The sequence below is a fragment of the Pedococcus aerophilus genome (assembly GCF_039532215.1).
In the GTDB taxonomy this organism is placed as follows: domain Bacteria; phylum Actinomycetota; class Actinomycetes; order Actinomycetales; family Dermatophilaceae; genus Pedococcus; species Pedococcus aerophilus.
In genome coordinates this window covers 1,219,428-1,233,610 of the sequence record NZ_BAAARN010000001.1, presented here as the reverse complement: position 1 = coordinate 1,233,610, position 14,183 = coordinate 1,219,428, and the positions used below count along the sequence as shown (strand labels likewise).

At 72.0% G+C, this 14,183-nt stretch carries 12 protein-coding genes; 10 read left to right on the top strand and 2 right to left on the bottom strand.

Translation table 11 applies throughout. The annotated features are described in order from the left end of the window. Window positions 1–7: 7 nt before the first annotated feature. Window positions 8–1,561, bottom strand: a complete 1,554-nt coding sequence (locus ABD286_RS05770) for an ABC transporter substrate-binding protein (protein WP_344191160.1) — start codon at window positions 1,559–1,561, stop codon at window positions 8–10. A gap of 163 nt (window positions 1,562–1,724) precedes the next feature. Between ABD286_RS05770 and ABD286_RS05765 the strand changes: the two genes are divergently transcribed. Together ABD286_RS05765 and ABD286_RS05760 are read left to right on the top strand one after the other, a co-directional pair. Continuing rightward, a complete protein-coding gene (locus tag ABD286_RS05765) occupies window positions 1,725–2,603 on the top strand; it encodes a MurR/RpiR family transcriptional regulator (protein WP_344191159.1) in 879 nt (292 codons plus the stop codon). A 409-nt stretch (window positions 2,604–3,012) separates the two neighbouring features. Beyond that, window positions 3,013–5,058, top strand: a complete 2,046-nt coding sequence (locus tag ABD286_RS05760) for a DEAD/DEAH box helicase (protein ID WP_344193278.1) — start codon at window positions 3,013–3,015, stop codon at window positions 5,056–5,058. A gap of 22 nt (window positions 5,059–5,080) precedes the next feature. On the opposite strand, the gene ABD286_RS05755 is transcribed toward ABD286_RS05760, so the two are convergent. Further along, window positions 5,081–5,959 (bottom strand): MerR family transcriptional regulator, encoded by an 879-nt coding sequence (locus ABD286_RS05755; RefSeq protein ID WP_344191158.1) that lies wholly within the window; start codon window positions 5,957–5,959, stop codon window positions 5,081–5,083. Between the two features lie 174 nt (window positions 5,960–6,133). Here ABD286_RS05755 and ABD286_RS05750 point away from each other — a divergent pair, with 174 nt between their 5' ends. From ABD286_RS05750 to ABD286_RS05715, 8 genes are all read left to right on the top strand, one after another. Next, window positions 6,134–6,442, top strand: coding sequence for a hypothetical protein (locus ABD286_RS05750; protein WP_344191157.1), 309 nt, complete (start codon window positions 6,134–6,136; stop codon window positions 6,440–6,442). 141 nt (window positions 6,443–6,583) lie between these two features. Beyond that, a complete protein-coding gene (locus ABD286_RS05745; protein WP_344191156.1) occupies window positions 6,584–7,324 on the top strand; it encodes an SDR family NAD(P)-dependent oxidoreductase in 741 nt (246 codons plus the stop codon). A gap of 47 nt (window positions 7,325–7,371) precedes the next feature. After that, on the top strand, window positions 7,372–8,580 hold the full coding sequence (locus tag ABD286_RS05740) for a heparan-alpha-glucosaminide N-acetyltransferase domain-containing protein (protein WP_344191155.1): 1,209 nt from the start codon (window positions 7,372–7,374) through the stop codon (window positions 8,578–8,580). A gap of 80 nt (window positions 8,581–8,660) precedes the next feature. Beyond that, complete coding sequence (locus ABD286_RS05735; RefSeq protein ID WP_344191154.1) at window positions 8,661–9,977, top strand: NAD(P)/FAD-dependent oxidoreductase; 1,317 nt, start codon at window positions 8,661–8,663, stop codon at window positions 9,975–9,977. After that, window positions 9,974–10,705: a DUF1365 domain-containing protein gene (locus ABD286_RS05730; protein WP_344191152.1), complete on the top strand. Its 732-nt coding sequence runs from the start codon at window positions 9,974–9,976 to the stop codon at window positions 10,703–10,705. The genes ABD286_RS05735 and ABD286_RS05730 overlap by 4 nt, the downstream gene beginning before the upstream one ends. After that, window positions 10,702–12,039 carry a class I SAM-dependent methyltransferase gene (locus ABD286_RS05725; RefSeq protein WP_344191150.1) on the top strand — a complete coding sequence of 446 codons (1,338 nt, stop codon included), beginning with the start codon at window positions 10,702–10,704 and terminating at the stop codon, window positions 12,037–12,039. The genes ABD286_RS05730 and ABD286_RS05725 overlap by 4 nt, the downstream gene beginning before the upstream one ends. Further along, entirely contained in the window at window positions 12,036–13,352 is a 1,317-nt protein-coding gene (locus ABD286_RS05720; protein ID WP_344191148.1) for a class I SAM-dependent methyltransferase, read from the top strand. The genes ABD286_RS05725 and ABD286_RS05720 overlap by 4 nt, the downstream gene beginning before the upstream one ends. Continuing rightward, the gene (locus tag ABD286_RS05715; protein WP_344191146.1) at window positions 13,349–14,140 is read left to right on the top strand and encodes a DUF1295 domain-containing protein; all 792 of its coding nucleotides are present in this window, start codon (window positions 13,349–13,351) and stop codon (window positions 14,138–14,140) included. The genes ABD286_RS05720 and ABD286_RS05715 overlap by 4 nt, the downstream gene beginning before the upstream one ends. Window positions 14,141–14,183: the final 43 nt, after the last annotated feature.

Sequence of the window (14,183 nt, the reverse complement as noted above, 5' to 3'; positions counted from 1 at the left end):
GGTGCGGTCAGGACGAGGAGACCGTGGTCTTCCACAGCGTGCTGAGGTCGGCGTTCGTCTTGGGCTCGAACCCCTTCACCCCGCTGTTGGCGGCGATGTAGAGGTTGCCGGTGTAGGTCCACACCCAGACGGCGTTGTCCTCGAGCTCCTTCGACACCTTGGCGTAGACGGCCTTGCGAGCGGCCTCGTCGCTGGTGGCCTTGCCCTCGGCGAAGAGCGAGTCGAGCGAGGCGGAGCGGTAGCCCGCGACCTTGTTGAAGGAGCCCGTGGACGTGAAGTAGCGGGCGTACATCGTGTTCGGGTCGCTGCTGCCGCCGTTGAGGGCGATGGCGGTGTCGAAGTCGCCGGCGAGCCAGCGCTGGACGTACTCGCCCGAGTCCAGCGTCTCCAGCTTCACCGTGATGCCGACGTCCTTGAGCTGGGCCTGGATGTTCTGGGCCTCGTTGACCGCGGTCGAGTAGAGGCCCTGCGAGGTGATCATGTTGATCGTGAAGCCACCGGACTTGCCGGCCTTGGCCAGGAGGTCCTTGGCCTTGGCGACGTCGCGCGTCGGGCAGGGCCGGGCGTCGGGGTCGGAGCGGAACGCCGGCGAGGTGATCGGGCCGGTGAGCTTGCCGGCGCCCAGGGCCGCGGTGTCGAGCACCTGCTTGCGGTCGATGGCGCACGACATGGCCAGGCGCACGTCGACGTCCTTGAGGGCCGGCGCATCGGCACGGAGCTGGAGCACGTGGAAGTTCAGCTGGTCGACCGTGGACACCTTGACGTTGCCCCCGGTCGCCGTCCTGGCGGTCACCGAGTTGTCGAAGACGGCCATGTCCACGGCGCCGGTGCGCAGCGCGGAGACCATCGCCTTCTCGTCGGCGATGATCCGGAACTGCACCGAGGGCAGGCCGGGCTTGCCCTGGTAGTAGGCGTCGTTGCGCTTGAGCGTGATCGACTGGTTCGGGGTGCGGGTCTCGAACAGGTAGGGGCCGGAGCCCACGGGGGTCGTCGTGAGGCTGTCGACCGGGACGTCGGAGGGGACGATCGAGGTGTTGACGTTGGACAGCGCCGAGACGAACGACGCGTCAGGGGCCTTGAGCTTCACCACGACCGTCTGCGGGTCCGGGGCCTCCACCGAGTCGACCGAGGCGAAGTACGACGCCGAGGTCGCCTTGGTCGCCGGGTCCATGATCTTCTCGAACGTGTAGACGACGTCCTCGGAGTCGAGAGCCGAGCCGTTGCCGAACTTCACGCCCTGCTTGAGGGTGAACGTGTAGGTCTTCCCGTCCGCGGAGACCTCCGGCAGGTTGCTCAGCCCGGCGACCGGCTGGAGGTCCGCGTCGGTGTTGAGCAGGCTGCTGTAGATCTGGCCGAGGACCTGGAGCGACTGGGTCGACGTCGACAGCCACGGGATGGTCTGGGTCGGGTCGGCGCTGATGCCGAAGACCAGCGGGCCGTCGGCCCCGGCCGCGGAGCCGCCGTCGCCGCCGGAGCAGCCGGAGAGGGCGAGGGCGGTCGTGGCGACGACACCCACGAGGGTCGATCGCACCGGAAGTCCGCGGGGGCGGATGGTCTCCATGGGGGCACTCCTGAGTGGTGGCGTGGTGGTGGCGTGGGGTCGCACAAGCGGACGATGCGTTCAATATGGCACTTTGTTCCGCATATCGGTATACCTGTGTAAAGTTTTTCCGACAGTCGGGACGCGAACCCGAGGAACCGGCGAGCCGGAGGGGGAGGGCGTCGTGGCCGAGGACCTGCTCGTGCGCCTGCGCCAGTCCCTGCCGGAGCTGACGCCGGCGGCCGGGCGGCTCGCCGCGGCTGCGCTGGCCGACCCCGCGGCCGCGTCGTCCCGCTCGATCGGCGACCTCGCCACCCACTGCGAGACCTCGACGGCCAGCGTCGCCAGGTTCTGCCGCCGGCTCGGGTTCACGGGCTACAAGGAGTTCCGGCTGGCGCTGGCGCGGGCGGCGGCGGGGGAGGACGGCCGGCGGATCGACTTCGGGGTGGCCGACGGCGACATCGACCCGGCGGACGGGCTCCGGGCCGTGGTGCGCAAGCTCGCCTACCAGGAGGCGCGCGCGGTCGAGGAGACCGCGGACGCGCTCGACCTGGACGAGGTGGAACGCGTCGTCGACGCCATCGAACGGGCGCCGGTCGTCGACGTCTACGGCTCGGCGTCGAGCGGCCTGGCCGCGCAGGACCTCCAGCACAAGCTGCGCCGCATCGGCTGCCTCGCCAACTCCTGGACCGACGCCCACCTCGCGCTCACCTCGGCGGCCGTCCTGCCGACGGGCTCCGTCGCCATCGCCTTCTCGCACTCGGGGGAGACCGAGGAGTCGCTGGCAGCCCTCGAGGTGGCCCGGGCGGCAGGCGCCTTCACCGTCGCCGTGACCAACTTCCCGGGCTCACCGCTGGCCCGCGGCGCCGACGCCGTGCTCACCACAGTCTCCCGCGAGACCCGTTTCCGGTATGGCGCCATGTCGAGCCGGATGGCCCAGCTCACCGTGGTCGACGTGCTCTTCATCCGGGTCGCGCAGCGACGACCGGACGAGGTCTCGGTGTCCCTCGCCGCCACGCTGTCGGCGCTCTCGGGACGCCGCCGCCCGCAGGGGCTGCGCTGACGGTACGATGAGCGCAGTACCGGCCCAGGCGCCGTACCGCCCCTCTCGCCCCGACTCGGCTCGGTGCACGGCGGTCGCGGACGCCCGGGCCACCGGTTCCACCGCAGGGGCAGCAGATCCGCCCCCGCCCCGGTCGCTCGACCGGTGGGTCCGGTCGCGTCGAGGGGGTGTCCCGGGAGGGACGACCGCCGGCGCCCCGATCGTCCCGGCGTCCCCGCGCCGGGTCCGCCCGTCCGCTCGTCGCGGTCCTTCGGAGGAGAAGTTCTTGGCTCGAGGCCAGCGCCAGTCCGGTGCCACGCGCAGTGGTGCCGCCAGTGGTGGTCCGTCCCGCGCGGGCGGTGCCCGCCGTGGTGGCGGGCAGGGTGGGCAGCGCTCGCCCCGCCGGGTCCGCGACCTCGACAACGAGGGGATGATCCCGGTCCTGGCGCGTGCGGTGCGCGAGGTAGAGGCCGCTGCCCAGCGCGGCAAGGTGCGGCCCTCGGGACGGACCAAGTTCCAGGTCGTGGCCCTGCTCGTGCGCGAGGAGCGTGCGCGGATCAGGACCGACGCGGAGAGCACCGAGGCGCAGCGCACCGAGCAGCTCAAGCGGCTCGACGGCGTGGCCACCATCCTCGCCAAGACCGCGGCCCGTGACACCTCGCTGCTGGTCCTGCTCCCGGAGGACGCCCCCGTCTCCGACGACGCCGCCACGCTGAAGCGGGAGATGCAGCTCGCAGCCGGGTTCGAGGTGCCCGACGAGCCCGAGCCCGAGCCGCAGCCCGACGACGCCCCCGTGGCCGTTGAGCGCCGCGTCGTGCCGCAGTCCGTGGTCGCCCGGCAGCTCGCCAACCCCTTCCTCGCCCCCGACTTCTCGGCCGTCGACCACAAGCGGCCCACCGGACGGCTGAGCAGCTGGGAGCTGCTCGGTCCGCTGTTCCGCTCGTTCGAGTACGGCGGCGCCTCGTCCTGCATGGACCTGCCCGAGGACGCCTCCGTGAAGGCCCCAGCCGGGCTCGAGCTGATGCACCACCAGGCCCAGCTCGTGGCCGCAGCCGCGGAGGGCCACCGGACCTTCCTCCTGGCGGACGAGCCCGGCCTGGGCAAGACCGCCCAGGCGCTGCTCGCTGCCGAGGCCGCCGGCGCCTACCCCCTGCTCGTCGTCGTGCCGAACGTCGTCAAGACCAACTGGGCCCGCGAGGCCGCGCTCTGGACCCCGCGCCGCACGGCGACGGTCGTCCACGGCAACGGTGACGGGATCGACGGCTTCGCCGACATCGTCGTCGTCAACTACGAGGTGCTCGACCGTCACGTCGGCTGGCTCGGCAACCTCGGCTTCCGCGGCATGGTCGTGGACGAGGCGCACTTCATCAAGAACAAGACCTCGCAGCGCTCACAGCACGTGCTGCAGCTGTCCGAGAAGATCCGCCAGCGCACGGTCCGTCCGCTGCTCATGGCCCTGACCGGCACGCCCCTCATCAACGACATCGAGGACTTCCGCGCGATCTGGCAGTTCCTCGGCTGGATCGACGAGAAGAAGCCCCTGGCCCAGCTCATGCACTCCCTCGAGGAGACCGGGCTGACCCCGGCCGACTCGGGCTTCTACACCGCGGCGCGAGGCAGCGTCATCGACCTCGGGATCGTGCGCCGGCGCAAGGTCGACGTCGCCTCCGACATCCCCGCCCGCCGCATCGCCGACCTTCCGGTCGAGCTCGACGACGAGGCGGGCCGCTCCATCCGCGCCGCCGAGCGCGACCTCGCCCGTCGCCTGGTCTCGCGCTACGACTCCGCCCTCGAGAACCGCCGTTCCAGCGTCATGGTGGCCGGCATCGACCACGAGCTGGTCCGCCGCGTGGCCCGATGGGAGCGCGAGGACACCAACTCCTCGGCAACCGAGGAGAACGTCTTCGGGGTCATGCGCCGCATCGGCCAGGCCAAGGCGGGCCTCGCCGCCGACTACGCCGCCCAGCTGGCGCGCAGCGTCGGCAAGGTCGTCTTCTTCGCCAAGCACATCGACGTCATGGACGTCGCCGAGGAGACCTTCGCCAAGCGCGGGCTGCGCTACTCCTCGATCCGTGGCCACCAGACGCCCAAGCAGCGCCAGGCCAACATCGACGCCTTCGTGAGCGACCCCGAGGTCGCCGTCGTCGTCTGCTCGCTGAGCGCTGCCGGTGTCGGCCTGAACCTCCAGGTCGCCTCCAACGTCGTGCTCGCAGAGCTGTCGTGGACCGACGCGGAGCAGACGCAGGCCATCGACCGCGTCCACCGCATCGGGCAGGAGGAGCCGGTCACGGCGTGGCGCATCATCGCGGCGCAGACCATCGACTCCAAGGTCGCCCAGCTCATCGACGACAAGGCGGGCCTGGCGGCCCGCGCCCTGGACGGCTCGGACGAGGAGGTCTCGTCCTCGGAGGACATCCAGCTCGAGGCCCTCGTGGCCCTGCTCACCGACGCGCTCCAGGCCCGCCTGACCGTCTGAGCCCGACGAGTCGCGAGGCGCCTCAGCGCCGCAGGTCGAGACCGAGGTCGACCTCGAGGCGGTCTGCGGCGTCGCGGATCGTGTGCCCGAGGGCGATGGTGCCGTGCCCCACCTCGTCCTGGGCCCCGCCGCCGACGTACACGGGGAACCCGGCATGGTTGGCGCGCAGGGCGTCGGCGGTCTCCCGCACCGCGATGACGTCCGTCCGCATGGGCGCCCCGACGACCGCAGCCACGGGGGAGCGCCGTCGCACGACGTTGACCCAGTCCTGGGCGGGCAGGTCGGTGCCGAGGTAGACGACCCGGGCGCCTCGGCGGCGGAGCACGACCGAGAACGCCAGCACCCCGAGCTCGTGGTGCGAACCACGGGCGAGGCCGACGGCGAGGAGGGGGCCCGAGCTGCGAAAGGGCGTCGCCTCCATGGCCGCGCCGAGGTGGCGGTGGACGGTCGCGCTGACGACGTGCTCGCCGGCGACGTCGACCCGTCCGTCGCGCCACCACGTGCCGACGACCTGCAGCGAGGGCATGAGCCAGGAGTCCACGACGTCCTCGAAGGTCCCGCGCGAGAACGCGTCGTCCATCGCGGCGGACACCGCGACCGGGTCGAGGGCGGCAGCGCCGCGGGCCAGGGCGTCGAACTCCTGGTCGGTGGCCGGCTCCGGTGCCTGTGCGGGTGGGACCCCGCCCTCGTCGGAGAGGAGGTGGTCCGCAGCCTGCTTCGGGGCCCAACCGGCGGCGACGAGGGAGGACATCGCCCGGACCACCTGCAGGGCCCGCTCGTCGTAGAGGCGGTAGCCGCCGTCGGTGCGGATCGGGGCGACCAGCCCGTAGCGCCGCTCCCAGACGCGCAGCGTCGCCGCGGGGACGCCGGTCAGCCGTGCGGCGTGGCTGATCGTGTACACGAGCGCAGCGTAGCCCCCACCTTGGGCAAAGTCTGGACAACGGCTCCGGACAGGAGCAGGATCTCGGGTGACGCAACGTTGGACAAACATTGTTCACTCGGTGCGCCCCCAGCCGGTCGTCTCGATCAGGGGTCGAGGCGACCACCTCGTCCCCGTCGAATGGAGTGCACAGCAATGAAGCTCACCCGTGTCGCCGCCGCCCTCGCCCTGGTCGGTTCCGCCGTCCTCGTCCCCGCCACGTCGGCCAGTGCCGCCCCCGACACCGCCTGCATGCGGGCCGGTATGAACGCCCTCAAGGGACTGGGGGTCTTCAGCGCCGTGGCCAAGGACGGCCTGCCCATCTCCACCGCCGTCGCCGTCGGCGTCACTCCCCGTGCCGGGACCGACGTCGCGTCCCTGCCCGACCCGCTGCCCCTGAGCGTCGTGCTCGCCGACCACCGCGCCGGGGACAAGAGCCTGTTCGTCTACCCCTGGTGCTCCTGACCGGGGTCGGGCGCTGAGCGCCCACGCCGTTCCGCGCCTGCTGCCGGCCGACCGGCAGCGGCGCCCTGACCGACCCCGACGTGTCGCGACCCGCTCCGGCACGTCGGGGTCCACCCACCCGTCCTTCCCCGCGGAGCGCTCGTGAACACCACCCCCACGCCGGTCGCCCTCGTCACCGGCGTCGACACCGGTCTCGGACTCGAGGTCGCCCGGCAGCTGTCGCTCACCGGGGCCGTCGTGCTGGTGGCTGCTCGCACCGCGGAGGCGGCCAAGGACGCCGTCGTCGACCTCCCGGCGCTCGAGCCGCTGGGGGTCGACCTGGACGTGACCGACGACGAGTCGGTGCACGCGGCCGTGGCGGCCGTGGTGGCCTCACGAGCCCGCCTCGACATCCTCGTCAACACCACCGCGCACAGCCGGCCGGGCGACCGGGAGCCGACTGAGCGCGAGCCGTGGGCGGGAACCGTGACCGGGGCCGACCTCGAGCAGGCCCGTCAGCTTCTCGACGTGGCGCTGTTCGGTGCCTGGCGCCTCACCCGGGCCTTCCTGCCGCTGCTGCTGCGCAGCGACCACCCCCGGGTGGTCAACGTCGGGAGCGGGGCAGGCTCCCACGGTGACCCGGTGCTCGGGCTCGGCGCGCGCGCCGGCGCCGACGCGGCATACGGGATCGGCGCCGCGGCCCTGAACGCCCTGACCAGCCTCCTCGCCGCGGAGCTCGCCACCGGCGGCATCCTCGTCAACACCGTCTGCCCCGATTCGCCCTCCGCCGGTGGCGAGCGGACTGCTGCCGCGAGCGCCCCCGGAGTGGTGTGGGCGGCGACCCTGCCCGACGACGGACCCACCGGGGGCTTCTTCAGGGACGGCGCCACGCTGCCGTGGTGAGCACGGTCGGGCGCGCGATCGTGCACCCCGGCTGACAGGATGAGGTCATGAGCGAACCCGTCCTCCCGGACGTCGCGCCGGGGCGGGTCGTCGGCGTCGACGTCGCCAGGGCGCTCGCGCTCTTCGGGATGATGGCCACGCACGTGCTCCCCGGCCGGGTCGGCACCGAGGTGCCGTGGGTCCAGCAGCTCGCCGGTGGTCGCGCATCGGCACTGTTCGCCGTGCTCGCGGGCGTCAGCCTCGCCCTGGTCAGCGGACGGTCCGAGCCGGTGCGAGGACGTGAGCGCACCGCGGTGTCCGTGCGCCTCGTCGTCCGGGCGCTGCTCGTGGGCGCCCTCGGGCTCGCGCTCGGGGCTGTGCCCACCGTGATCGCGGTGATCCTCGCCTCCTACGCCGTCCTGTTCGTCCTCGGGCTGCCCTTCCTCGGCCTGGGGCCGCGAGCGCTCGCCGGGTGGGCCGTGGCCTGGGTGCTCGCCGTCCCGGTCGGATCGCACCTGATCAGGCCGCTGCTGCCCTCCCACGAGGTCGGCAGCCCCACGCCTGGGGACCTCCTGCGGCCCGCGCACCTGCTGGGGGAGCTGCTGCTCACCGGCTACTACCCGGCCGCCGTCTGGGTGGCCTACCTCCTGGCCGGTATGGCGCTCGGCCGCCTCCCGCTCGGACGCCCCGCCACCGCTGCGCGCCTGCTCGTGGGCGGAGCGGTCCTCGCGCTCGCGGCGCAGGTGGTCTCCCGGGCGCTCCTCGCCCGGCCGGGTGCCCGCGCCTCGCTGGCGGCCACCTACCCCGACGCCGCCACGCCGGACCCGTCGCTGGCCGACCCGGCCGCCCTCGACGCGCTGCTGACCCACGGGCTCAGCGGGACGACCCCGACCGGATCGTGGTGGTGGCTCGCCGTGGTGACGCCGCACTCCGGCACCCCCCTCGACCTCGCCCACACGATCGGCAGCGCGCTCGCCCTGACCGGGCTCTGCGTGCTCCTGACCCGGTTCCTTCCCCGGGTGTGGGCTGCCGTGTTCGGTGCGGGGGCGATGACCCTGTCCCTCTACACCCTGCACGTGCTGATGATGGCGCAGGGCTGGTGGCCCGACTGGGAGCTCCCCGAGCACTACGACGACCAGGTCCTCGTGGTCACCGCCGTCGGTGCCTTCTTCGCCCTCGTCCCCCTGCGCGGCCCACTCGAGACCGTCGTGGCCGTGGCCTCCCGGCAGACCGCCCGCTGGCTGGTGCCGGCCGCCAGACCTCCCGGAACGGCATGAGCACCGCCGCCCCCGGGCAATCCGCCGGACCCCGCACGACGAATGACCAGCACGTCGACCCCCTGAACGGATGGACCACCATGTCAGCACCACGCCGCGCCGTCATCGGCAGCGGAGTCGCAGGCCTCACGGCCGCCCACGTGCTCGGCACGCGCGGCCCGGTGACCCTGTACGAAGCCGACGCCCGCCTGGGCGGCCACGCCGACACGCACGAGGTGCAGGTCGGCGACCGCACCATCGGTGTCGACACCGGTTTCATCGTGCACAACGACCGCACCTACCCCACGCTGCTGCGCCTCTTCGGTGAGCTCGGGGTGGCCACGCAGGACTCCGACATGAGCATGTCCGTCCGCGACGACGAGTCCGGCCTCGAGTACGCCGGCGCCAAGAAGGCCAAGGGCCTGTTCCCGCGCGCCGCGAACCTCACCAACCCGTCCTACCTGCGGATGCTCACCGAGGTGAAGAAGTTCCACCGCGAGGCCCGCGACGTCCTGTCACGCGAGGCGTCCGACGCCCACCGCGACGAGACGCTCGGTGCGTTCGCCGCCCGGGTGGGCTTCAGCCCGTACTTCACCCGCCACTTCCTCGAGCCCGTCGTCGCCGCGGTCTGGTCGTGCGACCCGGACGTGTCGCTGCAGTACCCCGCGCGCTACCTCTTCGAGTTCCTGGACCACCACGGGATGCTCACGGTCTTCGGCTCGCCCACCTGGCGGACCGTGACCGGGGGTTCGAAGCGCTACGTCGAGGCGCTGGCAGCAGGCATCGACGAGGTCCGGCTGGCCACGCCCGTCAGCTCGGTCACCGAGACGCCAGACGGCGTCGTCGTGGTCGACGCCCACGGTGACAGCCAGACCTACGACTCCGTGGTCATCGCCGCCCACCCGCACCAGGCGCTCGCCCTGCTCAGCGAGCCCACCGAGCTCCAGGCCGACGTGCTGGGCGCGATCCACTACTCCAGCAACGTCGCCCAGCTGCACACCGACGAGTCGGTGCTGCCGCACACGAGCGGCGCCCGGGCTTCGTGGAACTACTGGCGCCGGCCCGAGAGCGACGGCGGCACCGGTGTCCTGGTCACCTACGACCTCACCCGGCTGCAGCGCCTCGACGTGCCGGACGTGCGCTTCCTCGTCACACTCAACGGCGTGGACTGCGTCGACCAGTCGAAGGTCATCGACACGATGAGCTACGAGCACCCCCTCTACACGCCCGAATCTGTTGCGGCGCAGCGACGCCTGCCCGAGATCAACACCTCGCGGATCGCCTTCGCCGGTGCGTACCACGGGTGGGGGTTCCACGAGGATGGCGCGCTGTCCGGGGCCAGGGCCGCTGCGGCCCTCGGTGTCGACTGGGACGAGCCGGTGGTGGACACCAGGCCCAGGGAAGCCGTCGCCCGATGAGGGCCTCGCCCGCGACGCGCATCTACGCGACGTCGGTCCACCACGCCCGCAAGGAGCCGGTCGCGCACCGCTTCCGCACCCGCAGCCACAGCTGGCTCGTCGACCTCGACGACCTGCCGCGGCTCGGCCGGCTCCAGCGGCTGGCGAGCTTCGAGGCGCGCGACCACCTCGGCGACCCGGACCGCACGCTGCGCGAGAACCTCGACACCTTCCTGGCGACGCAGGGCATCGACCTGCGCGGAGGAAAGATCCTCATGCTCGCGGTGCCGCGGGTCCTGGGCACGGTCTTCAACCCCATCAGCGTGCACTGGTGCCACGACCCGGACGGTGCCCTCGTGTGCACCGTGGTCGAGGTCCACAACACCTACGGCGACCGGCACGCCTACCTCGTCCACGCCGACGAGTTCGGCCGCGCCGAGGTCGACAAAGCCTTGTACGTCAGCCCGTTCAACGACGTGTCGGGCTCCTACAGCCTCACCGTCCCCGAGCCCGACGAGAAGGTCATGGTGCAGGTCGTCCTGCGACGCCCGGGTCGCCCGGCCTTCGTCGCCGGCATGACCGGGCACGCGCTGCCGGTCACCACCCGCACCGTCGTGCGCCTCGCCCTGACGCAACCCCTCGAACCACTGTCCGTCTCGGCACGGATCCGCCTCCACGGCATCTGGCTGTGGCTGCGTCGCCTGCCGGTCCAACCCCGTCCTTCCCACCACCAGGAGGCAGTCCAGTGACCACCGCCACCGCAGGGCTCGCCATGAGCCCCGCCATCGACCCGGCCCGCTGGCCCGGCCTGACCGCGCGCCGCGCCAAGGCGCGTCGCGTCGTGGAGGGCGCGCTCGCCCGACGGATCTTCATGTCGGCCGTCAAGCGCCTGCCGGTGCGCGTGCAGATCGGCCGCGAGTCCATCGTCGGCGGCGCCGCCACCGACCCGAACGCTCCGCTCATGGTGCTCGAGCGCCCCGACGCCTTCTTCGAGGCCGTGGGGGCCAACGGCCTCATCGGTTTCGGTGAGTCCTACATGGCCGGCGACTGGAACGCCGAGGACCTCGGTGGCCTGCTCGAGGTGTTCGCCGCGCAGATGGCCACGCTCGTCCCCGAGCCGTTGCAGAAGCTGCGCGCCGTGTACGTCGCGCGCATGCCGCACACCGAGAAGAACTCGACGGCCAACACCCGCAGCAACATCGCGCGGCACTACGACCTGTCCAACGACATGTTCGCCACCTTCCTCGACAGCACCCTCAGCTACTCGTCGGCGCTGTTCGCCGGCAGCGAGCAGAAGGGTGGCCCGGTCGCGGGGGAGACCGTCACGGTCAGCCGTCCTGCCTCGGTCCCGGCCTGGGACGACCTCGCCGAGGCGCAGGGTCGCAAGGTCGAGCGCATGCTCGACTCGGCCGGCGTGGGTGAGGGGAGCAGGGTGCTGGAGATCGGCACCGGCTGGGGTGAGCTCGCGATCCGCGCGGCCCGCCGCGGCGCGACCGTCCTGTCCGTGACGCTGTCCTCGGAGCAGCAGGCCCTGGCCCGCGAGCGGATCGCCGCCGCCGGGTTCGCCGACGCGGTCGACGTCGAGCTGCTCGACTACCGCCTCGTCGAGGGCCAGTTCGACGCGGTCGTCTCGGTGGAGATGATCGAGGCCGTCGGCCACGAGTACTGGGGCGAGTACTTCCGCACCATCGACAGCGTCCTCGCGCCGGGCGGCAAGGTGGCCATCCAGGCCATCACCATGCCGCACGACCGGATGCTCGCCACGCGCTACACCTACACGTGGATCCACAAGTACATCTTCCCCGGCGGCTTCCTTCCCTCGACGCAGGCCATCGTGGACGTCAACCGCGAGCAGACCTCGCTCCGCGTCACCGAGCGGCTGTCCTTCGGCCAGCACTACGGGGAGACCCTGCGGCTGTGGGACGAGCGGTTCCTCGGTGCGCTCGACCGGGTCCACCAGCTCGGATTCGACGAGGTCTTCGACCGGATGTGGCACTTCTACCTCGAGTACTCGCGGGCGGGCTTCCGCTCCGGGTACCTCGACGTCCAGCAGCTCGTTCTCCAGAGGGAAGGCGGCCGATGACCGCGACACAGACCACCAGCACCAGCACCACCACGTCGGCCACCACCGGCGTCGCGACCGAGATCGCCGAGGCGCTGGCCCCCTTCGTCGGTGGCGAGCTCCCGGTCCGCCTCACGGCGTGGGACGGCAGCGCGGCCGGGCCGCAGGACGCGCCCCACGTCGTCCTGCGCTCCCCGCGTGCCCTGCGGCGCCTGCTGCGCCACCCCGGCGAGCTGGGTGCGTCCCAGGCCTACGTCACCGGTGAGCTCGACGTCGAGGGTGACCTCGACACGGCCCTCACCCACGTGTGGGACGTCGCGCACGAGCGCGGGCTGGGCGGCATACGTCCGACCCCCTCGACCATCGCCGCGGTCGTCAAGGTCGCGAAGAGTGCTGGGGCACTAGGAGTTCCGCTCCCGCCGCCGGCGAGCCAAGCCGTCATCAAGGGGCGCCTGCACAGCCTCGGTCGGGACAAGCAGGCGATCCACCACCACTACGACCTGTCGAACGACTTCTACGAGCTCATCCTCGACCCGCACATGGCGTACTCGTGCGGCTACTGGACGTCCGACGACCCCGACTACACGGTCGAGGACGCCCAGCGCGACAAGCTCGACCTCGTCTGCCGCAAGCTCGGGCTGGAGCCCGGGATGCGCCTGCTCGACATCGGCTGTGGCTGGGGTTCGATGAGCCTGTACGCCGCGGAGCACTTCGGTGCGCAGGTCACCGGTGTGACGATCGCCGCCGAGCAGAAGAAGTTCATCGACGCCCGGATCGCCGAGCGCGGGCTCCAGGACCGGGTCGAGATCCGGCTCCAGGACTACCGCGACGTGCCGGACAGCGACTTCGACGCCGTCGTGTCGCTCGAGATGGGCGAGCACGTGGGCGAGCGCAACTACCGCACCTACACGTCCGTCCTGCACGACCGCGTGCGACCCGGCGGACGCGTCCTCATCCAGCAGATGTCGCGTCGGGGACGCCACCCCGGCGGTGGGCCGTTCATCGAGTCGTTCATCGCCCCGGACATGACGATGCGCCCGATCGGCCAGACGGTCGACCTCATCGAGGAGTCGGGCCTGGAGGTGCGTGACGTGCACGCCCTGCGCGAGCACTACGTCCGCACGATCGACGCGTGGCACGACACGTTCGAGGCCAACTGGGACCGCGCCGTCGCCCTCGTCGGCGAGGAGGTCGCCCGCGTCTGGAGGCTCTACCTCGTGGGTGGCTCGATGGCGTTCCGTGACGGCCGCATGGGCGTCGACCAGATCCTCTCGGTCCGTCCGGACCGTGGCACGTCGGGCCTGCCGCCCCAGCGGCCTACGATCTGGTCATGACCTTCGACAGCTCGAACTTCCTGGCCGTCACCGGTCTCTCGCTCCTCGCGGTCGTCGTCCTCATGGCGGCGACCGCGGTCGTCGGCGCCCGGCAGGGTCGGGTGGCCGTGGTGGACACGACGTGGGGGCTCGGGTTCGTCGTCGTGGCCGTCGTGGCCGCACTCGTCGGCGACGGCGCGGGGTGGCGTCGCATCGCACTGGTGGTCGTCGTCGCGGCCTGGGGCCTGCGCCTCGCCTGGCACGTGACGCGGCGCAACGCCGGCAAGGGTGAGGACCCGCGCTACGAGGAGATGCTGTCCAAGGAGTCCGGCAACCCCACGGCGGTGGCCATCCGCAAGGTCTACCTCGTCCAGGGCTTGGCCGTGTGGTTCGTCTCGCTGCCGATCCAGGTGAGTGCGGCCTCGGGACCCGGGATCGCGTGGGTGGCCGTGCTCGGGCTGCTGCTGTGGGCGGTCGGCCTCACGTTCGAGGCGGTCGGCGACGCCCAGCTGAAGGCGTTCAAGGCCGACTCGTCCAACAAGGGCAAGGTCATGGACCGCGGCCTGTGGTCGTGGACCCGCCACCCCAACTACTTCGGCGACTCCTGCGTCTGGTGGGGGATCTACGTCGTGGCCGCGAGCGCCTGGCCCGGCGTCCTGACCGTCCTGTCGCCGGTCGTCATGACGTACTTCCTCGTCTTCGCGACGGGGGCCAAGCTCCTGGAGAAGCACATGGGGGAGCGGCCCGGCTACGCCGAGTACCGCGAGCGCACGAGCTACTTCCTGCCCCGCCCGCCGAAGAAGGCCTGAACCCCCGCGGCGCGGGCCGACCCCCACGGGCTGTCCGACGCTG

Bases quoted from the DNA above. Each gene is read 5' to 3' on its own strand.
- ABD286_RS05740 (WP_344191155.1), top strand. From the start codon at position 7,372: ATGAGCGAACCCGTCCTCCCGGACGTCGCGCCGGGGCGGGTCGTCGGC.
- ABD286_RS05750 (WP_344191157.1), top strand. From the start codon at position 6,134: ATGAAGCTCACCCGTGTCGCCGCCGCCCTCGCCCTGGTCGGTTCCGCC.
- ABD286_RS05720 (WP_344191148.1), top strand. From the start codon at position 12,036: ATGACCGCGACACAGACCACCAGCACCAGCACCACCACGTCGGCCACC.
- ABD286_RS05770 (WP_344191160.1), bottom strand. From the start codon at position 1,561: ATGGAGACCATCCGCCCCCGCGGACTTCCGGTGCGATCGACCCTCGTG.
- ABD286_RS05715 (WP_344191146.1), top strand. From the start codon at position 13,349: ATGACCTTCGACAGCTCGAACTTCCTGGCCGTCACCGGTCTCTCGCTC.
- ABD286_RS05735 (WP_344191154.1), top strand. From the start codon at position 8,661: ATGTCAGCACCACGCCGCGCCGTCATCGGCAGCGGAGTCGCAGGCCTC.
- ABD286_RS05730 (WP_344191152.1), top strand. From the start codon at position 9,974: ATGAGGGCCTCGCCCGCGACGCGCATCTACGCGACGTCGGTCCACCAC.
- ABD286_RS05760 (WP_344193278.1), top strand. From the start codon at position 3,013: ATGATCCCGGTCCTGGCGCGTGCGGTGCGCGAGGTAGAGGCCGCTGCC.